General features: G+C 66.7%; 21 protein-coding genes and 1 tRNA gene. 11 read left to right on the top strand and 11 right to left on the bottom strand.

Features of this window, described 5'->3' with window-relative positions; all coding sequences use genetic code 11:
• Both ACN4F8_RS16725 and ACN4F8_RS16720 read right to left on the bottom strand, forming a co-directional pair.
• Positions 1-651 (bottom strand): glutathione S-transferase family protein, encoded by a 651-nt coding sequence (locus ACN4F8_RS16725; protein ID WP_419474592.1) that lies wholly within the window; start codon positions 649-651, stop codon positions 1-3.
• 24 nt (positions 652-675) lie between these two features.
• The gene (locus ACN4F8_RS16720; protein WP_419474591.1) at positions 676-1,401 is read right to left on the bottom strand and encodes an HAD family hydrolase; all 726 of its coding nucleotides are present in this window, start codon (positions 1,399-1,401) and stop codon (positions 676-678) included.
• A gap of 31 nt (positions 1,402-1,432) precedes the next feature.
• Here ACN4F8_RS16720 and hemH point away from each other — a divergent pair, with 31 nt between their 5' ends.
• From hemH to ACN4F8_RS16705, 3 genes are read left to right on the top strand one after another with little or no spacing between them, the layout of a single operon-like run.
• Positions 1,433-2,524, top strand: a complete 1,092-nt coding sequence (hemH, locus tag ACN4F8_RS16715) for a ferrochelatase (RefSeq protein WP_419474590.1) — start codon at positions 1,433-1,435, stop codon at positions 2,522-2,524.
• A 3-nt stretch (positions 2,525-2,527) separates the two neighbouring features.
• Positions 2,528-3,157: a LysE/ArgO family amino acid transporter gene (locus ACN4F8_RS16710; protein WP_419474608.1), complete on the top strand. Its 630-nt coding sequence runs from the start codon at positions 2,528-2,530 to the stop codon at positions 3,155-3,157.
• Positions 3,158-3,191: 34 nt separating this feature from the next.
• Positions 3,192-3,656, top strand: a complete 465-nt coding sequence (locus ACN4F8_RS16705) for an RNA-binding S4 domain-containing protein (RefSeq protein WP_419474589.1) — start codon at positions 3,192-3,194, stop codon at positions 3,654-3,656.
• A gap of 21 nt (positions 3,657-3,677) precedes the next feature.
• Here ACN4F8_RS16705 and ACN4F8_RS16700 read toward each other — a convergent pair whose 3' ends face one another.
• From ACN4F8_RS16700 to cysS, 7 genes are all read right to left on the bottom strand, one after another.
• Positions 3,678-4,592, bottom strand: a complete 915-nt coding sequence (locus ACN4F8_RS16700) for a DMT family transporter (protein ID WP_419474588.1) — start codon at positions 4,590-4,592, stop codon at positions 3,678-3,680.
• A gap of 106 nt (positions 4,593-4,698) precedes the next feature.
• Positions 4,699-4,791: transfer RNA gene (locus tag ACN4F8_RS16695), tRNA-Ser, on the bottom strand.
• A gap of 54 nt (positions 4,792-4,845) precedes the next feature.
• The gene (locus ACN4F8_RS16690) at positions 4,846-6,126 is read right to left on the bottom strand and encodes an aspartate kinase (RefSeq protein ID WP_419474587.1); all 1,281 of its coding nucleotides are present in this window, start codon (positions 6,124-6,126) and stop codon (positions 4,846-4,848) included.
• A gap of 56 nt (positions 6,127-6,182) precedes the next feature.
• Complete coding sequence (gene tilS, locus ACN4F8_RS16685; RefSeq protein WP_419474586.1) at positions 6,183-7,157, bottom strand: tRNA lysidine(34) synthetase TilS; 975 nt, start codon at positions 7,155-7,157, stop codon at positions 6,183-6,185.
• 1 nt (position 7,158) lies between these two features.
• Entirely contained in the window at positions 7,159-8,160 is a 1,002-nt protein-coding gene (locus ACN4F8_RS16680; RefSeq protein WP_419474585.1) for an acetyl-CoA carboxylase carboxyltransferase subunit alpha, read from the bottom strand.
• Between the two features lie 107 nt (positions 8,161-8,267).
• Positions 8,268-8,918, bottom strand: coding sequence for a DNA-3-methyladenine glycosylase family protein (locus tag ACN4F8_RS16675; protein WP_419474584.1), 651 nt, complete (start codon positions 8,916-8,918; stop codon positions 8,268-8,270).
• A complete protein-coding gene (gene cysS, locus ACN4F8_RS16670) occupies positions 8,918-10,309 on the bottom strand; it encodes a cysteine--tRNA ligase (RefSeq protein WP_419474583.1) in 1,392 nt (463 codons plus the stop codon). Before cysS ends, ACN4F8_RS16675 begins: the two co-directional genes overlap by 1 nt.
• A 326-nt stretch (positions 10,310-10,635) precedes the next feature.
• On the opposite strand from cysS, the gene ACN4F8_RS16665 reads away from it, so the two are divergent.
• Genes ACN4F8_RS16665 through ACN4F8_RS16640 form a run of 6 tightly spaced genes read left to right on the top strand, consistent with a single transcriptional unit; the run spans position 10,636 to position 16,020 of the window.
• Entirely contained in the window at positions 10,636-11,643 is a 1,008-nt protein-coding gene (locus ACN4F8_RS16665; RefSeq protein ID WP_419474607.1) for a tetratricopeptide repeat protein, read from the top strand.
• Positions 11,644-11,657: 14 nt separating this feature from the next.
• On the top strand, positions 11,658-13,106 hold the full coding sequence (locus ACN4F8_RS16660; RefSeq protein ID WP_419474582.1) for a L,D-transpeptidase family protein: 1,449 nt from the start codon (positions 11,658-11,660) through the stop codon (positions 13,104-13,106).
• Complete coding sequence (locus ACN4F8_RS16655; protein ID WP_419474581.1) at positions 13,103-13,798, top strand: peptidylprolyl isomerase; 696 nt, start codon at positions 13,103-13,105, stop codon at positions 13,796-13,798. The genes ACN4F8_RS16660 and ACN4F8_RS16655 overlap by 4 nt, the downstream gene beginning before the upstream one ends.
• Before the next feature lie 2 nt (positions 13,799-13,800).
• On the top strand, positions 13,801-14,307 hold the full coding sequence (locus tag ACN4F8_RS16650; RefSeq protein ID WP_305343582.1) for a peptidylprolyl isomerase: 507 nt from the start codon (positions 13,801-13,803) through the stop codon (positions 14,305-14,307).
• Between the two features lie 34 nt (positions 14,308-14,341).
• Complete coding sequence (locus ACN4F8_RS16645; protein WP_419474580.1) at positions 14,342-15,169, top strand: UDP-2,3-diacylglucosamine diphosphatase; 828 nt, start codon at positions 14,342-14,344, stop codon at positions 15,167-15,169.
• On the top strand, positions 15,166-16,020 hold the full coding sequence (locus ACN4F8_RS16640) for a zinc-dependent peptidase (RefSeq protein WP_419474579.1): 855 nt from the start codon (positions 15,166-15,168) through the stop codon (positions 16,018-16,020). Before ACN4F8_RS16645 ends, ACN4F8_RS16640 begins: the two co-directional genes overlap by 4 nt.
• A 96-nt stretch (positions 16,021-16,116) precedes the next feature.
• On the opposite strand, the gene ACN4F8_RS16635 is transcribed toward ACN4F8_RS16640, so the two are convergent.
• Positions 16,117-18,864, bottom strand: coding sequence for a DUF349 domain-containing protein (locus tag ACN4F8_RS16635; RefSeq protein ID WP_419474578.1), 2,748 nt, complete (start codon positions 18,862-18,864; stop codon positions 16,117-16,119).
• 121 nt (positions 18,865-18,985) lie between these two features.
• Complete coding sequence (locus ACN4F8_RS16630) at positions 18,986-22,594, bottom strand: DUF748 domain-containing protein (RefSeq protein WP_419474577.1); 3,609 nt, start codon at positions 22,592-22,594, stop codon at positions 18,986-18,988.
• Positions 22,595-23,301: 707 nt separating this feature from the next.
• On the opposite strand from ACN4F8_RS16630, the gene ACN4F8_RS16625 reads away from it, so the two are divergent.
• Together ACN4F8_RS16625 and ACN4F8_RS16620 are read left to right on the top strand one after the other, a co-directional pair.
• Positions 23,302-24,192 carry a transglycosylase SLT domain-containing protein gene (locus tag ACN4F8_RS16625; protein WP_419474576.1) on the top strand — a complete coding sequence of 297 codons (891 nt, stop codon included), beginning with the start codon at positions 23,302-23,304 and terminating at the stop codon, positions 24,190-24,192.
• Positions 24,193-24,487: 295 nt separating this feature from the next.
• On the top strand, positions 24,488-25,195 hold a 708-nt coding region (locus ACN4F8_RS16620), incomplete at its 3' end, for a serine hydroxymethyltransferase (RefSeq protein WP_419474575.1).

Raw genomic sequence — 25,195 nt, 5'->3', positions numbered from 1 at the left:
TCAGTCGAACTCGCGCACCTGAACATAGGCTGGCCGCGCCATGCAGCGCAGGATCCAGTCGTGCGTGAGCGGATGGTCGGCCATCAGCGTTTGCGAGGGGCGCGCCCAGTTGAGCACGCTGGCCGCACACAGGTCGGCCACGGTGAACCGCGCGGCCGCCAGAAAGGCCTGGCCCGCGTCCTTCTGCCTGTGCAGGTGCCGCTCGATCACGCGCAGCGGCACCGAAAGGCGGCGCTCGGCGGCCTCGGCCAGCTCGGGCTTGCGCCGCTCCTCAGGCATCACCATGCGGTGCATCAGCACGGTCAGCGCGTCGGCCTCGGCTTCCGTCACGGCCCAGAAGCTCCAGCGCAAGGCCTCGGCGTCTTCGCGCGGCGTGGCCGGCGTGATGCTCACGCCGTCGGCCACACCGTGGTGGCGCGCGATGTACAGCGCACAAGCCATGCTCTCCCACACCACCACATCGCCCTCGGGCCGCGCATCGACGATCGCCGGCACATGCCCATTGGGGTTGATGGCCAGAAACGCCGGTGTGCGCGTGCCGCCACCCTGGTAGTCCAGCTTCTCATGGTGGAAGTCGAGGCCGAGTTCGGTGGCGGCCCACAGAGGGCGCACGGCGCGCGAGGCGGGAATGCCGTAGATCGTGAGGCTCATGGCGAACGGGTTGGAGAGAAAAGATCAGCCGATCTGACGGCACAGGTCCATCAGATCGGCCACCGTGACGTGAGGCTGCAGGGGCGCGTGCTCCCAGGCCATGTCGGTGCGGTTGACCCAGGCCACCTGCATCCCGGCACCCAGCGCACCCACCACGTCCAGATGCGGGTCGTCGCCGATGTGCAGCACCTCGGCAGGGCCTACACCGGCGGCCTCGGCTGCGGCGTGGAAGATGCGCGGATCGGGTTTGCCCACGCCGAACTCGCGCGCGTTGAAGGCCGCGAGAAAGTGGTGACCCAGGCCCACGCGGTGCACATCGGCGTTGCCGTTGGACACGGCCACCACGGGGAAGCGCGCGCTCAACCATTCCAGCGCGGGCATCGCGTCTTCAAACAACTGCACACGCTGGCGCTCGTCGAAGAACACCTCGAACGCCGGCTCGGCCAGCGCAGGGTCGTCGCCCGAGCGGTGCAGCACGTACCGGATCGACTCGCGCCGCAGGGCGCTCAGGTCGTAGGCGAGATCGGGCCGCAGGGTCTGCAGGTGGTTGCGCGCCTCGCGCAGCGCGCCGGGCGTGCCGTACAGCTTGGCGGCAGCGGGCGCGTGCTGCGCGAGCCAGCTGGCCAGCATGGCCTCGGCGCGCTCGATGGTGGGCCAGATCGGCCAGAGCGTGTCGTCCAGGTCGATGCTGATGGCGCGGATGCGGGTGGGGTCCAGCGTGAAGGGTGCGGCCGGCAGGTCGGTACTCATGGGGGTTTTCATGCTTGCGAGAGAATAGCGCATGCCCTTCAAGACCGAACCGCCCTTCAAACACGGCCAAGCCGCTCGCACCGCCGTGCTGCTGTGCAACCTGGGCACCCCCGACGAACCCACCGCCCCCGCCCTGCGCCGCTACCTCGCCGAGTTTCTGGGCGACCAGCGCGTGGTGGAGATCCCGCGCTTCGTCTGGATGTTGATCCTGCACGGCATCATCCTGCGCGTGCGGCCCAAGAAATCGGCCGCCAAATACGCCGGTATCTGGATGCCCGAAGGCTCGCCGCTGAAGGTATGGACCGAGCGCCAGGCCACGCTGCTGCGCGGGTACCTGGGCGAGCGCGGCCACCAGGTCACGGTGCGCTACGCCATGCGCTACGGCAACCCGTCGATTGCCTCGGTGATGGACGAGCTCAAGGCCGAGGGCGTCACGCGTGTGCTGGTGCTGCCGGCCTACCCGCAGTTCAGCGCCACCACCACGGCCAGTGTGGTCGACGGCGTGATGAACTGGGCCGCCCAGGTGCGCAACCTGCCCGAGCTGCGCTTCATCAACCGCTACCACGACCACGCCGGCTACATCAACGCCCTGGCCAAGACCATCCGCGCGCACTGGATGGCGCACGGCCAGAGCGAACAACTGGTGATGAGTTTTCACGGCGTGCCCGAGCGCACGCTGCAGTTGGGCGACCCCTACCACTGCGAATGCCACAAGACCGCGCGCTTGCTGGCCGAACAGCTCGGCCTGCCCAAGGACCGCTACAAGGTCACCTTCCAGTCGCGCTTTGGCAAGGCCAAGTGGCTGGAGCCCTACACCGAGCCCACGCTGATCGAACTCGCGCAACAAGGCTTGAAGAGCGTTGACGTGGTCTGCCCCGGCTTCACCAGCGACTGCCTGGAGACGCTCGAAGAGATCAACATGGAAGCGCGCGAGGCCTTTCTGCACGCGGGTGGCCAGAGCTTCCAGTACATCTCCTGTCTCAACGACCACCCCGAGTGGATCCGCGCGCTCAGCGACGTGGCCGAGCAGCACCTGCAAGGCTGGGCCACCAAGACCGCCGACAACCCGATGGACCTGCAAGCCAGCCGTGAGCGGGCGCTGGCGATCGGCGCGAAGGACTGAGCCCTGACAGCCGCCTGGCCAGCCTTCACCCAGGGCCTGGCACTGAGCCTGGGGCTCATCGTGGCCATCGGCGCGCAGAACGCCTTTGTGCTGCGGCAAGGGCTGCGCCGCGAACACGTGGGCAGCGTGGTGATCTTCTGCGCTGTGGCCGACGCGGTCCTGATCGCGGCCGGTGTGCTGGGCATGGCGCAGGCGCTGGCCGACAGCCCCGGTATTGCGCGCGCACTGGCGTTGGCCGGTGCCGCCTTCCTCACGGTCTATGGCTGGCGCGCCCTGCGCCGCGCGCGGCATCCAGAGCGGTTGACTGCAGCCGAGGCGGGTGAATCCATCAGCCGGGCTGCGGCGCTGGCGCAAGCCGCCGCCTTCACGCTGCTCAACCCGCATGTGTATCTGGACACGGTGCTGCTGGTGGGCAGCATCGGCGCACAACAACCTGCTGCCCTGCGCGGCTACTTTGTGGCGGGCGCCAGCACAGCCAGCCTGCTCTGGTTCGGGCTGCTGGGCTACGGTGCGCGCTGGCTGGCGCCCTGGTTTGCGCGCCCCGGGGCGTGGCAGTTGCTCGACACCCTGATCGGCGTGACCATGTGGGTGCTCGCCGCCCTGCTGTTGCGCCACGCGCTGCCGGGCTCGTGACCTTGGCTCCCGTCCCTCCACCCACACCACCAGCATGAAATCTGACGTTTCCAGCGAACCGCAGTCCACCCGGGTCCGTCTCGACAAATGGCTCTGGGCCGCGCGCTTCTACAAGACACGCGGCCTCAGCACCGAGGAAATCGAAAAGGGACGCGTCAAGCTCAACGGCCAGCTGGTCAAACCTTCCAAAGACGTGAAGACCGGCGACACGCTGGAACTGCGCATCGGTCACGAGGTACGCATGGTGGTGGTGCGGGGTTTGAGCGGTGTGCGCGCATCGGCGCCCATTGCTGCTCTGCTCTACGAGGAAACGGCTGCATCGCTGGCGCAACGTGCCGCCCACGCCGAGATGCGGCGGCTCGCGCCCGAGCCCGCGCACAGCCAGACCATGGGACGACCGACCAAACGGAACCGGCGCGAAATCGACGGGTTGAAAGACGACTCGCCGAAAACCGGCTGGAACGACCGCTGGAGCGCGTCGCTGGACGATCCTGACTGAGGCCCCGACGCTGCGCGGCCTTCAGCCTTTGCGCAACCCCAGCCACATGACCGTGGCCACCACCAGCAGGCCACCCGCCACCTGCACCGCCGCAATCGACTGCCCCAGGATCGCCCAGGCCAGCACCAGCGCGAAGATCGGTTCGATGTTCATGATGGCCGAATTGCCCACCACGCCCAGCTTGGGCAACACGGTGAACATGATGGTGAAGGCGGTGCCGTACAGCACGGTCAGACCAAGCAGACCCCACCAACCCACAGGCGCTTGCGGCAAGGCCAGACCACCCTGCGCACCACACGCCAAGAGGGCCATGATGCCCACAATGGTCATGGTGGTGGCGGTGCGCAGGCGACCATCCAGATCACCGGTTTCGTGTTGTGTGATCACAAGCGCCAGGCCAAACGTGGCCGCCGCCGTCAGGGCAAACGCCACGCCCACACCGATCTGCGCCCAATGCCCCGAAGCACCCAGCCCGGAAGCAGCGCCGGACACATCGAGTGCCAGCGCGAGACCCAGCAGCATCACCGGCATGGCGCGCAACACCCGCGGCTGCGGCCGCTGGCCATACACCACGCGAGCCCACAAGGCCGTCCACAGCGGATAGGTGTTGAAAGCCAGCAAAGCCAGCGCCACCGGCAGCCGCGCGACCGAGGCATAGAGGCACAAGCTCTGCACGCCCACCAGCAAACCGATGGCGGGCAAGGCCTTGCGGTGGCGCGCCTGCAAGCGCACCGGCACCCGGTAGACCCACAGGATCGAGCCCACCACCAGCGCCGTGACCCCGCTGCGAAACGCCACCGCCGTGGCCACACTCACACCGTTGTCAAAGGCCAGCCGGGCGGCCACATGGTTGGCGCCCATCATGAAAGCAATGAGCAAGAGCGTGGCGAAGGCCGAGGTGGACAGCGACGCCGTGGGTGAGTTGGGTGTGGACATGCCCACATTTTGAGGTGTCGGGTATCGAAACCCGTGTCGCGCCCGGATGAACAATCCTGACGCAGACATGAAAAACGCGCCCGGAGGCGCGTTTTGTTTTGTTGTCTGGCGGAGCGAGAGGGATTCGAACCCTCGATGAGGCTCTACACCCCATACTCCCTTAGCAGGGGAGCACCTTCGGCCACTCGGTCATCGCTCCGGAAGCTGCGTATTATGCCTCATCTCACCGCGCCTCTTCCTCTGAGGCAGGGCTTCAACCGGTGATGGTGTCGGCGGTCTGGTCGAGGTCGAATTCGCGGTGCAGCGAACGCACGGCGAGTTCCAGGTACTTCACGTCGATCACCACCGAGGTCTTGATTTCCGAGGTCGAAATCATCTGGATGTTGATGCCCTCGGTGCTCAGGCACTTGAACATGCGGCTGGCCACGCCCACATGGCTGCGCATGCCGATGCCCACGATGCTGACCTTGCAGATGCGCGCATCACCCACCACCTCGGCAGCACCCAGTGAGGGCACAACCTTGGTCTTGAGCAGGTCCATGGTCTTCTGGAAATCGTTGCGGTGCACCGTGAAGCTGAAGTCGGTCTTGCCGTCCTTGCTCAGGTTCTGGATGATCACGTCGACTTCGATGTTCGCGTCGGCCACTGCGCCCAGGATCTGGTAGGCGATACCAGGGGTGTCGGGCACGCCGAGCACGGAAATTTTGGCTTCGTCGCGGTTGAACGCAATGCCTGAGACGACAGCTTGTTCCATGGTTTCTTCTTCCTCAAAAGTGATCAGGGTGCCGGAGACGGCTTCAACATTCAGATCGATGTCCCAGGGCGTGAAGCTGGAGAGCACGCGCAGGGGCACCTTGTACTTGCCGGCAAATTCCACCGAGCGGATCTGCAGCACCTTGCTGCCCATGCTGGCCATTTCCAGCATTTCTTCAAAGCTCACCCGCTCCAGGCGGCGCGCCTGCGGCACCACGCGCGGGTCGGTGGTGTAGACACCGTCCACGTCGGTGTAGATCAGGCACTCGGCGGCCTTGAGGGCTGCGGCCACGGCCACGGCCGAGGTGTCGCTGCCGCCACGGCCCAGCGTGGTGATGTGGCCTTCGGGGTCCACGCCCTGAAAGCCGGTGACGATGACCACCTTGCCGGCGTCCAGGTCGGCGCGGATGCGCACGTCGTCGATCGACTCGATGCGGGCCTTGGTGAAAGCGCTGTTGGTCTTGATCGGCACTTGCCAGCCGGCGTAGCTCACCGACTCCAGGCCCTCGGCCTGCAGCGCGATGGCCAGCAGGGCTGAAGACGCCTGCTCACCGGTGGAGGCCAGCATGTCGAGTTCGCGGCTGTAGGCGGTGGAGGCTTTGGCCGGAGCAAGCTCTTTGGCCAGGCCGAGCAGGCGATTGGTTTCGCCGCTCATGGCGCTGGGCACGACCACCAGTTGGTGGCCCGCGCGGTGCCACTTGGCCACGCGTTTGGCCACATTGCGGATGCGCTCGGTCGACCCCATGGAGGTGCCGCCGTACTTGTGAACTATCAAGGCCATCGGGTTGGATTGGTTGGGTTGGAAGCGCCGGCTGCGCCGCCGGGCAAAGCCCGCAATTATAGGGCGGGGGTGTAGCGCAGGCACGCCCCAACGCGCTCCACATGGCCCGGGCCCAGCTTGATGTGGATGCGGTGACCGCGCGTGGTGCAGGCTTCAATCTGGTCCAGCAACTCATTCAACTGCGCGGTGGCAGCGGCCACGCCCGCGCTGGTGCGCAACCAGTGGCGCAGCGCGTTGGCCTGGCGATCCCGCCCGAGCGACTGCAGGCGTTCGATCTGTGGTGGTGCACCGGTGTGCGCCAGGTCGATGGCAGCCAACTCATCGAGCAGGCGCTGGGCTTGCGCGGCGTGGCGTGCGCTGCGCGCGAGCATGGGCCGAAACCCGGGAAAGCAGGCGTCCCACGCGGGCAAGAGCACGGCGCGGATGCGGTTGCGGGTGAAACGGGTGTCGGTGTTGCTGGGGTCGTCCACAAACGCGTGGCCGGCGCTCTGCAACCAGTCGCGCAAGGCCTGCGCAGGGAGTTCCAGCAAGGGCCGGCCGAAGCCCATGCCCGCGCGCTCAAAACGCTCAGACATGGAGGCCAGGCCCGGCAGGCCTGCGCCGCGGCTCAGCGCAAGCAACAAGGTCTCGGCCTGGTCGTCGGCGTGTTGGCCGAGCAGCACGCATTCGGCTTGAATGTGCTGGGCCATGCGGGCCAGTGCGGCGTAACGCGCCAGACGGGCCGCGTCTTCCGGGCTTTGCCCCGGCTCGTGCGCGGCCTGCACATGCGCCACCTGGAGCGCAATGTTGTGCTGTTCGCAAAACTTCCGGGCGTGGGATTCAAAAGCGTCGGCCGCGGCTTGCAGACCGTGGTGCACATGCAGGGCCGTCACCTGCCCGGGCCAACGCTGTTGGGCAGCCAGCAAGAGCGCGGTGGAATCGGCGCCGGCGCTGTAGGCCACCGCCACGTGGGTCAGGTTGGGTGCGCAGCGTTCACACCACTGTGCCAACGCCTGCTCGCAGGGGTTGGCGGGTGCGGTGCTGCGTGTCACCTCAGCGCTTGTCGCTCTTGGCCTCGGCCTTGCTGTCGGCCTTGGTGTCGGTGAAGCGGCCGTAGCTGTTCAGGCGCGCGTAACGGCGGTCCACCAGTTCCTTCACCTTGAGGTCGGTCACCTGGCGCCAAGCATCGCCCAGAGCGCGCTTCAGGAACGCCGCCATCTGCTTGTGGTCGCGGTGCGCGCCGCCCACCGGCTCGTTGACGATCTTGTCGACCAGGCCCAGGGCCTTGAGGCGGTGCGCGGTGATACCCAGCGCGTCTGCAGCATCGCTGGCGCGGTCGCTGGTTTTCCAGAGGATGGAAGCGCAGCCCTCGGGGCTGATCACCGAATACACCGAGTACTGCAGCATGAGCACCTGGTCAGCCACCGAGATGGCCAGCGCGCCGCCCGAGCCGCCTTCGCCAATGATGGTGGAGATGATGGGCACTTCGAGTTGCGCCATCTCGAAGATGTTGCGACCGATGGCTTCGGACTGGCCACGCTCTTCGGCGTCGATGCCAGGGTAGGCGCCGGGCGTGTCCACGAAGGTGAAGACCGGCAGGCGGAATTTTTCGGCCAGTTTCATCAGGCGCAGCGCCTTGCGGTAACCCTCGGGCTTGGTCATGCCGAAGTTGCGCAGGCCCCGCTCTTTCGTGTCGCGGCCCTTCTGGTGGCCCAGCACCATGCAGGGCTGGCCGTTGAAACGCGCCAGACCACCCACGATGCTCAGGTCATCCGAGAAATGGCGGTCGCCGTGCAGTTCAACGAAGTGCGTGAAGATCTCGCGCACGTAATCCAGCGTGTAGGGCCGGTCGGCGTGGCGCGCGATCTTGGTGATCTGCCACGGTGTGAGGCTGCTGTAGATGTCCTTGGTGAGCTGCAGGCTCTTGCCCGCGAGCTGTTCGATTTCTTCGGAGATGTCGACCGCGGATTCTGTCTGCACGTAGCGCAGTTCCTCGATCTTGGTTTCGAGATCGGCAATGGGCTGCTCGAAATCGAGAAAGTTCTTTTTGGCCAAGGTGGACTCCTGTGGTCTTGTGGTGCGAGGCGCCGCGCCTGACAGGCGTCAGGTCACCGGACCATGCCCGAATGTTTCGGGCTTGTGCTTCAACGACGTGTTCGGGTTCAGTAAGCGACCGGGACCGGATCGAGCGAGCGCCAAATATACCAAGTCGCCACGCTGCTGAAAGGGGCCCAGGACCCGGCCACTTCGCGGATGTCGCTGCGGCTCACCGGCTCGCCCGAAAAGTAACAGCGGCTGATGCCGTTCTGCAGACCAATGTCGTCCAGCGGTAATACGTTGGGCCGCATCAGGTGGAAGATGAGGAACATTTCGGCCGTCCAGCGGCCAATGCCGCGGATGGCCACCAACTCGGCAATGATGGCCTCGTCGTCCATCTCCGCCCAGCCTTTCACGTGCACCTGGTCATTGGCGAAATGCAGCGCCAGGTCCACCAGGTACTCCACCTTGCGGGCCGACAGCCCGGCTGCGCGCATGTCGTCGACCTTGAGTTTGAGCACCTGGGCGGGCACCATTTTTTTCGGCAGCAAGGCAAAGCGGTCCCAGACCGATTGCGCGGCCTTCACTGAAATCTGCTGGCCCACGATGCTGCGCGCGAGCGTGACGAAGGCGTCCCCGCGCGACTGCAGGCTCACGCCGCTGTGCTGCGGAATGAGCTTCTTCATCACGCGGTCGCGCTTCATCAGGTGGCGGCAAGCCTCCTGCCAGTAGTCGGGCGCATCGGGCCCCACGTCGGGCAACACGGACGTGGCCATCAGCCGCGTTCCCAGGTGGTGCCGGCGGGGCTGTCCTTGAGCACGATGCCCTGCTCCAGCAAGGTCTTGCGGATGCGATCGGCTTCGGTGAAATTTTTGGCTTGTTTGGCGGCCACGCGTGCGGCAATCTGCGCGGCGATGGCCGCCTCGTCCAGACCACCCGCCGACACGCCCGCCCCGCTTTGCAGGTAGGCCGCAGGGTCGGCCTGCAGCAAGCCCAGCGTGGCGCCCAGCGCCTTCAACAATCCCGCCACCGCAGGATCTTTGCTGCGGTTGACCTCCCCGGCCAACTCGAACAACACCGCCACCGCCTCGGGCGTGCCGAAGTCCTCGTCCATCGCGGCGCGAAAACGTTGCGCGTGCGGCTGGTTCCAGTCGATCTGTGCAACTGGCGCGGCAGGCACCAGCGAGAGCGCGGTGTACAGGCGCTTGAGCGCGCCGCGCGCGTCGTCCAGGTGCACGTCGCTGTAGTTCAGCGCGCTGCGGTAATGCGCGCGCAGGATGAAAAAGCGCACCGTCTCCGGGTCGTACTTGGCCAGCACTTCACGGATGGTGAAGAAGTTGCCCAGGCTCTTGGACATCTTCTCGTTGTCCACGCGGACAAAACCGTTGTGCACCCAGAAGCGGGCCAGCGGCTGGCCGGTGGCGCCTTCGCTCTGGGCGATCTCGTTCTCGTGGTGGGGAAACTGCAGGTCGGCGCCCCCGCCGTGGATGTCGAAGGTCTCACCCAAGGTGGCGCAGCTCATGGCCGAGCACTCGATGTGCCAGCCCGGGCGGCCAGCACCGTAGGCACTAGCCCATTGCGCCTCGGCCGGCTCGTCGGGCTTGGCCGACTTCCACAGCACGAAATCGAGCGGGTCGTTCTTGTCACTGGCCACTGCCACACGTTCACCGGCGCGCAGGTCGTCCAGCGACTTGCCCGAGAGCTTGCCGTAGCCGGCGAACTTGCGCACCGCGTAGTTCACGTCGCCGTTGTCGGCCTGGTAGGCCAGGCCCTTTTTCTGAAGCGTGTCGATCAGCGAGAGCATCTGCGGCACGTACTCGGTGGCGCGGGGCTCCAGGGTCGGCGGCTCAATACCGAGCACGGCGATGTCCTGGTGCATGGCGGCGGTCATCTCGTCGGTGAGTGCGCGCAAGGTGATGCCACGCTCGACCGCGCGCTTGATGATCTTGTCGTCGATGTCGGTGATGTTGCGCACATAGGTGACGCGGTAACCGCTCGCCTTGAGCCAGCGCTGCACCACGTCGAACGCCATCATCATTCGGGCGTGGCCGATGTGGCAGAGGTCGTAGATCGTCATGCCGCAGACGTACATGCGCACATGACCGGGTTCGATCGGCTGGAAGTCTTCCAGGCGGCGCGTGAGCGTGTTGTGGATTTTCAGGGTCATGTCGGGAATGCGGGCACGGGATCAGCGCGGCGAAACGGGGTGGAAAACCTGACGCGGCAGCTGGTGCGGCCGGCCTGTGTCACACAGGCCACGCGGGGTGCTGCTGGCGGTCTGGATCGGCCAAGAGAAACAGACCCCTCAGATACAATGCGCCAGTATATCCAGCCCGGTGCAGCGTGCCACGCAGCGCTGGGCCTTCGATCAACGTGTCGCTGGATGCAACCGTCTTCCGGTGGCCCAGGTTCGCTCTCCGAGGTCCCATGTCCCACCCTGTGAATCTTCCAACCACTTTGCGTGGTACCTCCTCCCGCGTGACCCGCTCCGGCATGGCTTCCCGCCTGCGTTGTCTGGCGGTGGCCGTGGCCATGGGTCTGGGCACGTCGATGGCCTGGGCACAGACCGAGGACTACGCCGAAGTCAACCGCCTGCTGCGCAGTGGCCAACTGGCCGAGGCCCTGGCCAAGGCCGACCAGTACCTGGTGGGCAAGGCACGCGATCCGCAGATGCGTTTTCTCAAGGGCGTGATCCTCACCGAAAGCGGCAAGACGCAAGACGCGATCGCCACCTTCAGCAAGCTCACCGAAGACTATCCCGAGCTGCCCGAGCCCTACAACAACCTCGCTGTGCTCTATGCCGGCCAGAGCCAGTTCGACAAGGCACGCGCCGCGCTCGAAATGGCGATCCGCACCAACCCGAGCTACGCCACCGCCCACGAGAACCTGGGTGACGTGTACGCCAAGCTCGCCAGCCAGGCCTACAGCAAGGCCCTGCAGCTCGACGGCACCAACCCCGCCGTGGCCCCCAAGCTCAGCCTGATCCGCAACCTGTTTGCCGCCGACACCCGCTCGGGTGCCGCTGCGTCGGTGGCTGCTGCGCCTGCCACTGCGAGACCGGCCAGCCCGGTGCCTGCTGCAACCGTGGCCACCGTCGCAAAACCTGCGGCACCTGCTGCGGCGCCCGCTGCTGCACCGGCCACGCCGGCGGTGGCGGTCGATGCCCAGCGCGAGGTGGAAGCCGCCGTGCGCAGCTGGGCCGGTGCCTGGTCGTCCAAGGACATGAACGGCTACCTCGGTGCCTATGCCAGCAGCTTCTCGCCGCCCGGTGGCCAGGCCCGCAAGGCCTGGGAGTCGGACCGCCGCGCGCGCATCGAACCCCGCACCCGCATCGGGGTGGAGGTGAGTAACCTGGAAGTGACGGTGGATGGCGACAAGGCCACCGCGCGCTTCCGCCAGGACTACACCTCCGACACGCTCAACGTCACCAGCCGCAAAACGCTCGACATGGTCAAGAGCGGCAACCGCTGGCTGATCGTGCGCGAATCCACGGGCTCTTGATGGCGGGTCGGCGGATGGGTCAACGCGGACATGCCAGCGTGGCAGCGGGTCTGCAGGGACAAGGCATGAGCCGGCGTGCGGCCTGGGCGCTGGGCGCCGTGTTGGTCACCGCGCTGATTGCCGTGGGCATCCACAGCGCTCGGCAAGACAGCCACCTGCCCCGCAGCGCAAGCGAATCGCTCGATACCACCGAGCCCTCGCTGCTCAACCAGGCGCTGGCGCGTGTTCAAGACGCCGCGCGCAGCCCGTTACCCGCCAGCCCGTCGGGTCTGCAAACCAACAGCCTCACCCCCGCGCGGTTTGACGAAGTCAAGCCCATGCTCGGCCAGGCCGAAGCGCGCCTGATTTCGATCTACCAGCTCATCAGCCAGGGTCAGCACCGCGAAGCGCTTGCGCTGGCCGACAAGCTGGTCACCGACCACCCCAACTTTCAGCTCGCGCACCTGGTGCACGGCGACCTGCTGAGCTTGCAGGCGCGGCCGGTGCGCCAGCTCGGTGATGTGCCCGACACCAAGGCCTTGGCCGCGAGCCAGCAGCTCTCCACCCTGCGTGAGGAATCGCGCCGCCGCCTGCTGGCGCTCACCGAGCGCCCGCCAGAAGGCAGCATCCCCACGCAGTTCCTCACGCTGGCGCCGCAGAGCCGCCACGCCATCGCCATCGACGCGTCGCGCTCGCGCCTGTACCTGTTTGAAAACCTCAACCCAGCCAAGTCAAGCCCCACCGATGACCGCCAACCCAAGCTGAAGCTGGTGGGCGATTTCTACATCTCGGTGGGCCTTTCGGGTATCGAAAAATCGATCGAGGGTGACAAGCGCACGCCGCTGGGCGTGTACTACATCACCAGCACCCTGAACCCGGCCGACCTGCCCGATCTCTACGGCGTGGGTGCCCTGCCCATCAACTACCCCAACCCGCTGGACGTGCAACGCGGCAAGACCGGCAGCGGCATCTGGCTACACGGCACCCCGAGCGACCAGTTCGTGCGCGCACCACTTGCGTCCGACGGTTGTGTGGTGCTGTCCAACCCCGACCTGGAGCGCCTGCTGCGCACGGTGCAGATCCGCACCACGCCGGTGGTGATCGCGCCCGAACTGCAATGGGTACAACCCGACACGCTGAGCAACGACCGCGAGCAGTTTGAGAGCGTGCTCGAAGCCTGGCGCCGCAGCCGCAGCGAAGGCAATCTGGCCGAACTCAAAGGGTTTTACTCCAGCCGTTTCTCGAACCAGGGTCGTGATCTGGCTCAATGGTGGCCCCGCGTGGAAGGCGAGTTGCGCAGCACCGGCCCGCGCGAACTGGCGATCAAGGACCTCTCGGTCCTGCGCTGGAACGACACCGACGACACCCTCGTCGTCACCTTCGGCGAAGTCGCTGCGGGCCAGACCCGCGGTGTGACCAAACGCCAGTACTGGATCCGCGAAAACGATCGCTGGACCATCTTTTTCGAAGGAACCATCGGATGACCACACACACCCCCAACCCGATTCGCCGAGGCGTGCTCGCCGCTGTCACCGTGGCCGCGTCCCTGGTCTGGCTGCCAGCGTCAGCGCAGGAAGCCGCGCCCCGCGTGAAGCTCACCACCTCCATGGGCGACATCGTGCTGGAGCTCTACCCCGACAAGGCGCCCAAGACGGTCGAAAACTTCCTGCAGTACGTGAAAGACAAACACTACGACGGCACCGTGTTCCACCGCGTGATCAGCAACTTCATGGTGCAAGGCGGTGGCTTCGACACCAGCTACAAACAAAAGCCCACCCGCGCGCCCGTGGCCCACGAAGGCCAGGCGGCCCTGCAGCGCGGTGGCCCGCGCAACACGGTGGGCACCGTGGCCATGGCGCGCACCAACGACCCCCAATCCGCCTCGTCGCAGTTCTTCATCAACGTCAAGGACAACGCCTTCCTGGACCCCACCATCATTCCGCCGGGCGATCCGGTGCCGCGTTTCGAGTACAACGGTCAGGTTTACGAGAACGTGCCGCGCGCCAACCTCGTCAACGCCGCGCAGCTCTACGGTTACACCGTGTTCGGCAAAGTCGTCTCGGGCATGGACGTGGTCAACAAGATCAAGGAAACGCCCACCGGCGCCGGCGGCCCGTTTCCCACCGACGTGCCCAAAACCCCCATCACCATCCTCAAAGCCACCCTGGAGAAATGACCATGGCCAACCCCCAAGTCGAACTGCACATCACCGGTCACGGTGTCATCACCATCGAACTCGACGCTGAAAAAGCGCCCCTGTCCGCCGCCAACTTCCTGGCCTACGTGAACAAGGGCCACTACAACAACACCGTGTTCCACCGCGTCATCCCCGGCTTCATGGTGCAAGGCGGAGGGTTCGAGCCCGGCATGACCCAGAAGCCGACCGACGCACCCATTGCCAACGAAGCCAACAATGGCCTGAAGAACGACACCTACACCCTGGCCATGGCGCGCACCAGCGACCCGCACTCGGCCACCGCGCAGTTCTTCATCAACGTGTCCAACAACGGTTTCCTCAACCACACCGCGCCCAGCGCGCAAGGCTGGGGCTACGCCGTGTTCGGCAAGGTGGTTTCGGGCGCCGAGATCGTGAAGAAGATCGAAGGTCTGCCCACCGGCCGCAAGGGCTTCCACGACGACGTCCCGAAGGACGACGTGGTGATCGAAAAAGCCGTCGCGCTGTGATCCCGGGGGCCCGGCCCCTGGCAGCCCTGCTGTGATGTCCGCCCCCTCCTCCCTGCCCTCTTTCGACCGCCTGGCCCAGTTGCGCGCACCCGCACACTGGCAGGCGGTCGAACTCATTTCCGACCTGCACCTGCAGCCGGGCGAGCCGCAGACCTTCGAGGTCTGGCGCGCGTTTCTGCAACGCCCCGCGGCTGAACGGGCCGACGCCCTCTTCATCCTGGGTGATCTGTTCGAGGTCTGGGTGGGCGACGACGTGCTCGAATCCAGCGCCTCCACCGACCAGACCTTCTGGCGCGCTTGCGCAGAAGCCCTCCAACATTTCAGCGCCCACACCCCGGTCTATTTCATGGCCGGCAACCGCGACTTTCTATTAGGCTCTCAAGGCCTGCAAGCCTGCGGCATGCAAGGCCTGAGCGATCCGACCACCTTCGATTTTCTTGGCCAGCACTGGTTGCTCAGCCACGGCGACGCGATGTGCCTCGCCGACACCGACTACATGCGTTTTCGCGAACAGGTGCGTCAGCCGGCGTGGCAGGGCGAGTTCCTGGCGCGCCCCTTGAGCGAACGCAGGGCCATCGCCCGCGATCTGCGCGAGCAGAGCGAAGCGCGCAAACGCAGCACTGCGGGCGACCCCAGCCTGTGGGCCGACGTGGACGCAGCAGCGGCGTGTGCCGCGCTGCAGGCTGCGGGCGCCCACACCCTGATCCATGGACACACCCACCGCCCAGCCGTTCACACGCTGGGTGACGGTCTGCAACGCGTGGTGCTCAGCGACTGGGACGCCGCCGCCCACCCGCCGCGTGCCGAGGTGCTGCGGCTCGACGCACAAGGCCTGCGCCGCATCCCCTTGCCGCCCTCATGATCGATCTGCTCCAACGCCTGTTGCCGCGCTCGCTGCGCCAACCCACACCGGTGCCCGACGCGCTGTGGCAATCCACCCTCGCCGCCCACCCCTTCCTGTCCGCGCTCGGCAGCGCCGAGCGGGACCGCCTGCGCCTGTTGTGCACCCATTTCCTGGTCGAAAAGGAGTTCCACGGCGCCAACGACCTGGTGCTCACCGACGCCATGGCCCTGGCGATTGCCGCACAAGCCTGCCTGCCGCTGCTGCACATGCACGGCACCTCGGGCGAGCCCGTGCGCGATCCGCTCAAGCTGCTCGACTGGTACGGCGACTTTGTCGGCATCGTGGTGCAGCCCGGTGCCGTGGTGGCGCGGCGCAAGACCACCGACGGCGCGGGCGTGGTGCACCACTACAACGAGGTGCTGGCCGGCGAAGCCATGGACCGTGGCCCGCTCATGCTGAGCTGGGAAGAAGTTGCGCACGCCGGCCAGGCGGCACAGAGCGGCAGCAACGTCGTGATCCACGAGTTCGTGCACAAGATGGACATGCGCGGCATCTCGCTGGGCGAGCACCCCGACGGCGCACCGCCCTTGCCCAAAGGCTTCCTGGGCACACGCAGTACATCAGACGCACGCCGGCTGTGGCGCGACACGATGCAGCACGCCTTCGATGCGTTCCGCGAAGCGGTGTCCATGGCCGAGCGCTTCGGCGCCGAGCGTCCCTGGCTCGACGACTACGCGGCCAAAGACCCCGCCGAATTCTTTGCTGTCACTTGCGAGGCTTACTTCGTGAGTCGGGATCGCTTTGCGCAGGAGTTCCCGGCGCTGGTGGCGCTGTACGACGGGTTCTTTCGACCAGGCTCGCGCGCCTGAGCCATTCAGAACACCGCGGAACCGGCTTTGCCGGGCCGCAGGTGTTGCCCCTTGGGGGGAGGCGCCGAAGGCGCTTCGGGGGGAAGCCGATCCTGTTCAGCGCTTGAGCAAAACCTTCAGCACGGTCTGAAGACGGCGCGCAGCCGACGCATCGAACGGCGACGCCAGCACGCCCGCCACATCGTCCACCCAGGTCTCGCTCGGTGCCGCTGCGTGGCGGCGCGTGAGCAACTGCAGTTGCAGCATGCGGCGTTCGCTCAGGTGCTCGGCCGGCGTGGGCACTTCGGCAGCCATCTCCAGCCGCAGCAGGGTCTCACCCGGCAAGGCACCGGCGGGTTTGGACAAGGCGGCCGACCAGGTGCTGCGGTTGGTTGCGCTCACACGCGAGCCCAGGGCCTGGGCTGTGGGCATCTGCTCGGCGTCGCGCTGCTCCCACGCGGTCATGAGCTGCGTGAGCACCTCGCCGTGGGCTTGCGCGGCGAGCTTGCGCAGGCTGGCCTCGGCCGATTCGATGGCCTGGCGCTGGGCGCGGAACGCCGCGTCACCCAGGCGTGGGCCGCGCTGTTCACGTTCGTCGCGCCACGGCGCTGCTGCACCCGGGCCACGGGCATCGCGCGGACCGCGCGCATCGGGGCGACCAGCGCCACCGTCACGTCGGCTGTCGGGACGGGCACCGCGCGCGTCGCGGCCAGCCGGCTCTGCTTTTTTCATGCCGGGACGGTCATCGCCGCGCATGGCCACCAGCTTCTTGGGCGGTGCGGCGGGTTTGGCGGGTGCTGCGGGTTCGACCGGGGCGGCCACGTCGGCGGCCTCGGCTTCATCGGATGCACCAGCGTCTTCCGCTGTTTCGTTCGCGGGCTCTTCCGACGCTTCAACCGGCTCGCTCGGCGCGACATTCTCGGCGACCACAGCAGGCGCGGGCGCAGGCGCCACCGCAGCCGGCCGACCGGCCAACGCCGATTCCAGTTCGTTCATGGCAGCACGGATGCGCTGCGCGTCACCGCTGGCGCTCGCCTGCTCCAGCGCGCGCGAGGCATCCAACACGCGCTGGTCGTGGGCGTTGAGCGAGGTGGCGGCTTTCTCACGCTCGGTGGTCTTGCGGTTGAACGCTTCGTCGATGGGCTGGCGGAACGCCTCCCACAATTTCTGTTCGTGCTTGCGTTCCAGCGGCACCGCGTGGGCTTCGGCCTGCCAGCGTTGTTGCAGCGCTTTCACCGCGTCGATGCGCAGCATGGGCGCATTGCCCAGCGCGGTCGCCTCTTCGATCAACGCCTTGCGGCGCGCGGTGCTCTCAGCCTGGGCCGTTTCCAGCCCGGCGTGGGCGGCATGCATGGCGTCTTTCCACTGCGGCTGCATTTCGGCAAACGCCTTCTCGCTCATGTGGCCGGCTTCGCGCCAGCGCTCGGAGAAGGTGTGCAGCGCGCGCACCTGGGCTTTCCAGTCGGTGTTGCCAACATGGGCTTCGGTCCAGGCCTTGAGCTCGGCAATGATGGCCAGGCGCTGGGTCTTGTGCGCGTCGGCCTGCTGGCGCACCTGCACCAGCCAGGCTTCCACCAGCTTGTGGGCTTCGGTGCAGGCTTCGTCGAAGCGCTTCCACAGCGCGTGGTTGGGCTGGCCGCCCTGGTCGGTGGTTTTCCACTGGTCGCGCAGGCTGCGCAGCGTCTCCTGCATCTTGCGGCCACCCAGGCGCTGGCCTTCGGGCGCTTGCAGCAAGGCCTCGGCCTTGGCCACGAGTTCTTCGCGCAGCTGGTCGGCACGCCAGCGCTGCCAGCCTTCGAGTTCACCGGCCTGGCTCAGGGCGGCGTGGGCGCGCGCGTCCAGTGCTGCGCTCACCAAACGGCCGTTGGACTTGAGGATCGCTCGCACGTCGGCTGCGGCCTTGGGCGTGGCCTTGCCATGGCCTTCGGCGAGTTCGCGCTCCAGCACGTCCAGCGCGTGGGCGAGTTCGGTGGCCACGCGGGCGCGGCGCTCCTGTTGGGCTTGCGTGTCCACGGCGGGCTTCTCGGCCACGGGAGCGGCTTCGCCACCGCGCGCCACGCGCAGCTCGTCGGCCCACACGGGCACGGCGGGCAGCGGGGCTTGTGCATCGGCGTCGGCGGCAACGGCTTGGGCCAGCGCACCGGCAAATGCGTCCCACACCAGCTGCAACTGCTTGCGCGAAGCGTCGAGCATGGGTGGAAACTTCACGTCCACGCTGGCCCATTGCGGGTCTTGCGAAAGACCGCTGGCCTGCTCCTGCCACTGGGCCACATCGGTCTGCAGCGTCTGCGCGCTGTGCTGGGCGTCGCGCCAGGATTTGGTGGACAGCACCTCGATGCGCTGCGCGATCAACACCGCGGCTTCACGCTCCACCTGCACCCGGTGCTGCAGGTCTTCGATCGCCTTCACGCGCTCAGCCAGCGACTGGCGCAGCGTGGCCAGCGGCTCGCGCGACAGCGGCGCACCGGCGCGTGCGGCGTCGCGCTGCCAGGCCAGGGCGTCGGCCAGGTTCAGGCGCGAATGGTCCAGCAGGGCCTGCGCCTTCTGCGCCCACTCCACCGCCATCTGCTCCTGCGTCTTCAGGCGCTTCTGCTCGTCGAGCTTTTCCTTCAGCGGTTTGGCCGCGCCGCGGTCGCGGTTGGACAGCTCCTTGTAGACCTCGTTCATCTGCTCCAGACCCGGCTCGGTGGCCAGCCACTCGCGGATGCGCGCGGCGCGTTCGCCCGAGGTGGGCGCGGAAAACGCCCCACCGGTTGCGGCGTCCAGGGGGTGGGCCGCGGTGGCGGACTTGGAGGGGGTGGGCGTGTTCACGGCGGGTGGAGAAGCTTGAGGTGAGGAAGGCTTGCGCAGGGAAAACAGCGACATGGGAACGTCAATTCGATCAGGACAGAGGCCGCGCCAGAGCGGCGCGGCAAACGCGTATTGTCGCCGCTGTTCGCCCGCGCGCCACCGCCCGTGCGCGATGGGGCCCTGGCGGGAGGCTTGATCAGCGCGGCGCCAGCCGCAGCTCGGCCTGCGGGCGCCAGTCTTCGCCCTGGCGAGTCAGCTGCGGCGCGCCCAGAAACATGCGGTCTTCGGGCAGCGAACGGCTGGCCAGAAAATCCTTCACCGCCTGGCCCCGTGCCACCGCCAGATCGCGCAGCGCGTCGGGCGTGACCGTTATCGACGCCAGCAGCAAGGCCTCCATCTCGGCTTGTGGAATGTCCTTGGCGATGCCGATCAGGTTGCGCGGCTTGGGCAGGTCGGCGCGCCGGTACACCTCTTTGAGCAACGCGGGGTACTCCTCGGCCGACACCGCCAGTTTCTCGGGGATCGCTTTGCCATCACGCGCCAGGGCGCGGCGCTTCTCGGCCAGCACGCGTTCGTCAAGCCGGCTGCGCTGGTAGCCGCTGCGCTCGGCCTCCAGATCGCTGTGCCCCACCACCGTGATTTGCAGCGCCGGCCGATCGGCCAGCGCCTTGGCCACCGAGTCCAGCCGCTGCTGGTTTTCAGCCGCCAGCACTGCACTGCCCGGCGCAAACACCACCTGGCTGGGCGACTCGGCGCCGCCGCCGAACGCGCTGGCGATCAGCGAAAACGGCGCGGTGATCGCCTTGCCGATCAGGTTGAAGATGAGCTTGAAGATGATGGGCGCCAGGCGGAACTGCGGGTCGTTGATCGATCCACTCACCGGCAGGTTGATGTCGATCACGCCGTTGCGGTCGGCCAGCAGCGCCACCGCCAGCTTCACCGGCAGGTTGGGCGCGTCGCTGCCCGCCACACGTTCGCCGAAGCTGAGCTGGTTGAGCACGATCTGATTGCTGGCCACGAGCTGGCCGTCGGGGTCGATCTTGTAGGCCACGTCCACGCTGAGCTTGCCGCGCTCGATACCGTAGCCGGCGTACTTCACCGTGTAGGGCGAGAGCGGCGGCAGCTCCAGGTTGCGCACGCGACCTTTGATGTCAAGTGCCAGCGGTTGCGCAAGCGGGTTGAGTTGGCCGTCAATCTCGAGCGCGGCCGTGCCCTCCGCGCGCCCGCGCAGCGACAAGGCCGCGAGCTCGGGCGCCGCGCCGGCCGGCTTCGCATTGGAGAAAGCGCCCAGGCTGCCGGTGAGCTCGCTCAGGTTGGCGGTGTAGTTGGGTTTGATGAAGCGGTCGGAGAACCGCACACGGCCGTTGACCAGGCTGATCGGGCCCAGGCGGATGTCGGGCGCGGGACCGCTGGTGGCCGCAGCGACCTGTGGCGGCGCAGGCTCGGCAGCAGGTGCCTCGCCAGACGGCTTCACCAGACCCTGCAGGTTGATCTTGCCGGCCTCGTCGATGATCACGCGGGCGAAATAGTCGCTGAGCACGGTCTCGCGCACCGCCACCTGGGTCGCCTGCCCGGGGGTCAAAGCGAGCTTCAGGCCGCGCACCTGCAGCGATTTCCAGGCCAGCAGGTCTTCGGCGGGCGACAAGGTGTTGGCGCTCAAATCGTCCAGCGCGGCGTCGCCGTCCAGGCTCAGCGCCACGGCGCCGCCCGGCAGGCCCAGTTGAACCCGGCCACGGTAGCTCGCGTCGGCGCGCAGCAACTCCAGGTTGAGCCGGTCGGCGAAGTACGGCTCCAGCGCATGCGCCGGCAGGCGCTCGATCTGGGCCCGGGCGTCCAGCCGCAAGCCCGCACCGCCGGACGCACCGGGGGCTGGCAGCCGCAGGGCCCCCACCAGCGAGAGTTGCCCGGGCGCGACCTGGCTGGCCGGGCCCGCACCCACACGCGCCTTGACCGACAAGGCCATGTCTTTTTGTTCGGCGTCCATCGGCCGAAGGCCCTTGAGGTCCAGCTGCAGTTGGGTGATGTCCAGCGCGACGGGCTGGGCGGGCACGCGGTCCACAAAACCGATGGAGCCACCGGTGAGTTGCAGGGCAGCGAGGCCCACGCGCCAGGGCGCCGAATCTGCACGCGGCTCCTGGGTGGGAGCGGCCACCAGCCATGGCTCAAACATCCAGGCGCCGTTGGCCTCGCGCTGCACCTTTGCTTGGGGCTGTGTGATCACGAGGCCGCCCACGTCGACACTGCGCTGGGCCAGATCCAGGCGCAGGTCTTCCACCAGCAGGCGCTTCAGGCTGGCCAGCGGTTGTCGGGGCGGCCCGAGCTTGAGTTCGTTCAGGTCCACACGGGCGGCCAGCACTTGCAGGGCCATGGGTCGGTCGCCCTGCGCGGCCTGCCACTCCATCCGACCGCCTGCGTTGAGTCTTCCTTCCAGGGCGGGTTTGAGTGCGCTACTTATATAAGGAGCAAAACGCCCCAAGGGAATGTCACCCAGAGACAGGTCGGCTTGCGCAGCCAGATCGGTGGCTGTCCCCTGGATACCGATGGCGGTCTGGTCGAGTTGGGCCGACACCTCGAACGGCATGGGCGCACGAACCGGCCAGCTCATGTCGCGGGCTTGCACGCGCAAGGCCGACAGCGCCATCTCTGCGGCTGGCTTGACCGCATCGTCGCGCCATTGAACGACGCCGCCGTCCAGGTCGAACCGGCCCAGCCGGATCTCCCACGGCGCGGCCGCCACTGTTGGTTGGGCATGGGTCTGCACCGGCTGCGCCGCAGGCTGAAAGCCTTGGGCCAGACGCGTCAGGTTGAGCAGCCCCTGGGCGTCGCGCGACACGCTCAGGCTCGGCGCCTTCCACTCGATGGACGCGAGATCCACACGGCGCGCCAACGGCTCCATCCGATTCAGCTTCACGCCCAGGCGATCCCATGACAACACGCCCGCCCCACCGTCCACCAACTTCAGCCCTGAGAGCGCCACATCACCCGAGACCCACACCTGCGGCACCTCGCGCTGCGCAAAGTCCAGCCTCAGGTCCAGCTGCAGCACCCCGGCTTCGGGTTTGACAGGCCACGCGGCTGGCCAATAGGGAAAGTACGGCGCCAGATTGAGCGCGGGGATGTTCAGGCTGGCGTCGGTTTCGCGGTCCACCGCGAACGGGGTGGTGGCGGCGCGCGAATCGAAGGCGCTGCCGTTGAGTTCGAAGGCCAGCCGGGGCTCGGTCACCACGTCCCGGCGCGAATCGAGATTGCTGAGGAACGGCACGGTCACCATGAGGCCGCGCAAGCGGTGGGTGGCGCCCACACTGTCGTCCACCAGCGTGAATTCGCCGCCTTGCAGCTCGATGTTGAAGAGCGCGAACCGCGCCGGTTCGCTCGGTGTGTCGGAAGGTGGCACGCGCAGCCGCTGCACGATGTCGTCCACGTCGTATCGCCCGCCGCCCAGGTGGCGCAAGGCCATGCGCGGTTGTTCAATCTTCAGGGCGTCGATCACCGGCGCCAGCCGCAGGAGGGACTGCAGTTCGGCGTTCACATGCACCCGCGCCACCGACAGCTGTTCGGCGTCGCCCTGGGCGCTGGCAACACGCAAGCCTTCGACAGTCAAAGCCAGCGACCACGGACGGAAGTCCACGCGGTCAACCGTCACGCTGCGACCCAAGGCCTGACTGGCCTGCTTTTGCAGCTGCCATTTCAGGAGCACCGGCACCGCCAGCCAGGTGATCAGCCAGAGCAGCAACACGCTGGCCACGGTCCAGACCAGGCGTTTGATCCAGGGGTTGGTGAAGGGCATGGGGAGGCTCTTGCTCATGGGGCTGGGGCGGAATGAATGGCGTGGCGCCAGTGTCTCCGAACTTACGCGCCTGGGCACCGCGTTGCTTGCAGAGCCCCAGAAACAAGAAACCCCGGCAAACGAGGTTTGCCGGGGTCGACGGCGGGCTTGATGCTCATGCCGTCAGTTTTGGCGGAGGGAGTTTGATGTCTCTCCAGCCTGGAAGCAACAGATTGCTCCCGTTGGGGGCCGTCATGCGGTTGCACCGCTGGGTCGGCTGATGCCGGTCCTCAAGACCGACCTGTGAAGGGTACTCCCCCACTCCACAGAGGACAAGGTGGGTCGGCGAAATAGGCCATGAGGCTTTTCAATGGCGCCTCCCAAGCCCATTCGGGGAGCCCGAAACCCGGTTTTGCGACGTGAAAGGTGGGTGCGAACCGACCAACGGCGAATCGCCGGCCGCTGAGCCGCAAGCCTTGCAGGCACTGGGTTTCCCGCTAGCGAAGCGCTTGAGCGGTCAATTGAAACCGGATGTTTATAACTAAAAGTGTCTTTAAACAATGTTCTAAACATTGACTAGGTATTTATAAGCCCATACCATCCGCCCACTTTGACCTCTCAAGGGTTAACCCGACCGCGGCCAGCGCTGGCCAGGTCGATCGCCAAACCCATTTGCAAGGCCTTCGACAGCGACCAAACTGGGCCAAGCCGCCTCAAACGGCCGAAGCCATGAACGGAGCGACACCATGACGACCTTCACTGCGCCACACCAGAACACCTCAGGTGTCGTGGCATCCATCAAGACCACGCTGGGCGACACCTACCGTGGATTCCTCGACATCACGCACAACAGCGTGGCCCTGCTGGGCACCCTGTTCGCCGTGGGCCTGATCGTGCTGAGCGCGCGGGCAGACCTGCGCCAGAGTGCCGAACAGCAACTGCTGGGCTGGCTGCTGCAGCGCCAGGAGGCATCCATGGAGGAGACCTTGATCGCGGTGGAGCCCACTGCCATTGACCGGGTGACTGCCGCCGACCCGGGCGACCTGCCCAAACAGCAAGCCAATGTGACCTTCTGGCTCAGCCGCAAGTACCGCGTGGCCCCCGAGCCACTGGGAGCCTTGGTGGCCGAAGCGTTCGAGATCGGCGAAAAAGCCAAGCTCGACCCCACACTGATCCTGGCCGTGATGGCCGTCGAGTCGCGCTTCAACCCCTTCGCCCAGAGCCCCGTGGGCGCCCAAGGCCTCATGCAGGTGCTCACGCGCGTGCACACCGACAAGTACGAAGACTTCGGCGGTCAACTGGCGGCTTTTGACCCGGTGTCCAACCTGCGCGTGGGCGTGCGCGTGCTGCAAGACTGCATCAAGCGCGCTGGTTCGGTGGAAGGCGGCTTGCGTTTGTACGTGGGTGCGGTCACCACCGACGGCGGCTGGTACATCGACAAGGTGATGGCCGAGCACATGCGCATCCAGAGCGTGGCCCTTGGCAAGCCTTTGCAACGCTATGTGCCACCTGCGCGCAGCGTCAACGTGGTCGCACCGGCTGCGCCGGCGCCCGTGGTGGCACCCGGCACCGAAATCGAAGCCGGTCCTGCCGCACCGGCAGCCACGCCGGCAACCGCTCCGCTGGCGCAGTCCTGAGTAAGGGCAAACCGGCGCACCCGATGCGCCGGCCTTTGCAAGAGCAGCCCGCCAAGGCCATGACGCTCGGCTAAACTCGCCGAGTACGCAACTGGCGATAGGCGCGCAACCTCCGGAATGGATCCGAGAGGGCTGCCGCTGACGTGGCCCCCCTGCCCGATCATTCCAACCATCGATCCGCGGCCGGGACAACCACTGGGAAGCGTGCCACCCCCGCTGATGCAGCGCGGGTGTTCAGCCGTTCGCCTGGGCAGCCCTTGTCAATGCGCAAGGATTCACCTCTAGAAGGACTGCCATGTTCGACCGCAACATTCTCATCGAGCAAACCGACCCCGAGCTGTACGCCGCCATCCTGGCCGAAAACACGCGCCAGGAACACCACATCGAGTTGATCGCCAGCGAAAACTACGCCTCGCCCGCGGTGATGGCCGCCCAGGGCACCCAGCTCACCAACAAATACGCCGAGGGCTACCCTGGCAAACGCTACTACGGCGGCTGCGAGTTCGTCGACATCGCCGAGCAATTGGCCATCGACCGCGTCAAGCAGATCTTTGGCGCTGACGCCGCCAACGTGCAGCCCCACTGCGGCGCCTCGGCCAACGAAGCGGTGTTTCTGGCCTTCCTCAAACCCGGCGACACCATCATGGGCATGAGCCTGGCCGAAGGTGGCCACCTCACCCACGGCATGGCGCTCAACATGAGCGGCAAGTGGTTCAACGTGGTTTCCTACGGTCTCAATGAGAAGGAAGAGATCGACTACGACGCCATGGAGCGCAAGGCCCACGAAACCAAACCCAAGCTCATCATCGCGGGCGCATCGGCCTACAGCCTGCGCATCGACTTCGAGCGCTTCGCCAAAGTGGCCAAAGACGTCGGCGCGATCTTCATGGTCGACATGGCCCATTACGCCGGCCTGATCGCTGCCGGCATCTACCCCAACCCGGTGCCACACGCCGACGTCGTCACCTCGACCACCCACAAGAGCCTGCGCGGCCCACGCGGC

Source organism: Hydrogenophaga sp., from assembly GCF_048549895.1.
Lineage (GTDB): Bacteria > Pseudomonadota > Gammaproteobacteria > Burkholderiales > Burkholderiaceae_C > Hydrogenophaga.
Note: the sequence above shows the minus strand (reverse complement) of the source record. Positions and strands in the feature narration are given on the sequence as shown.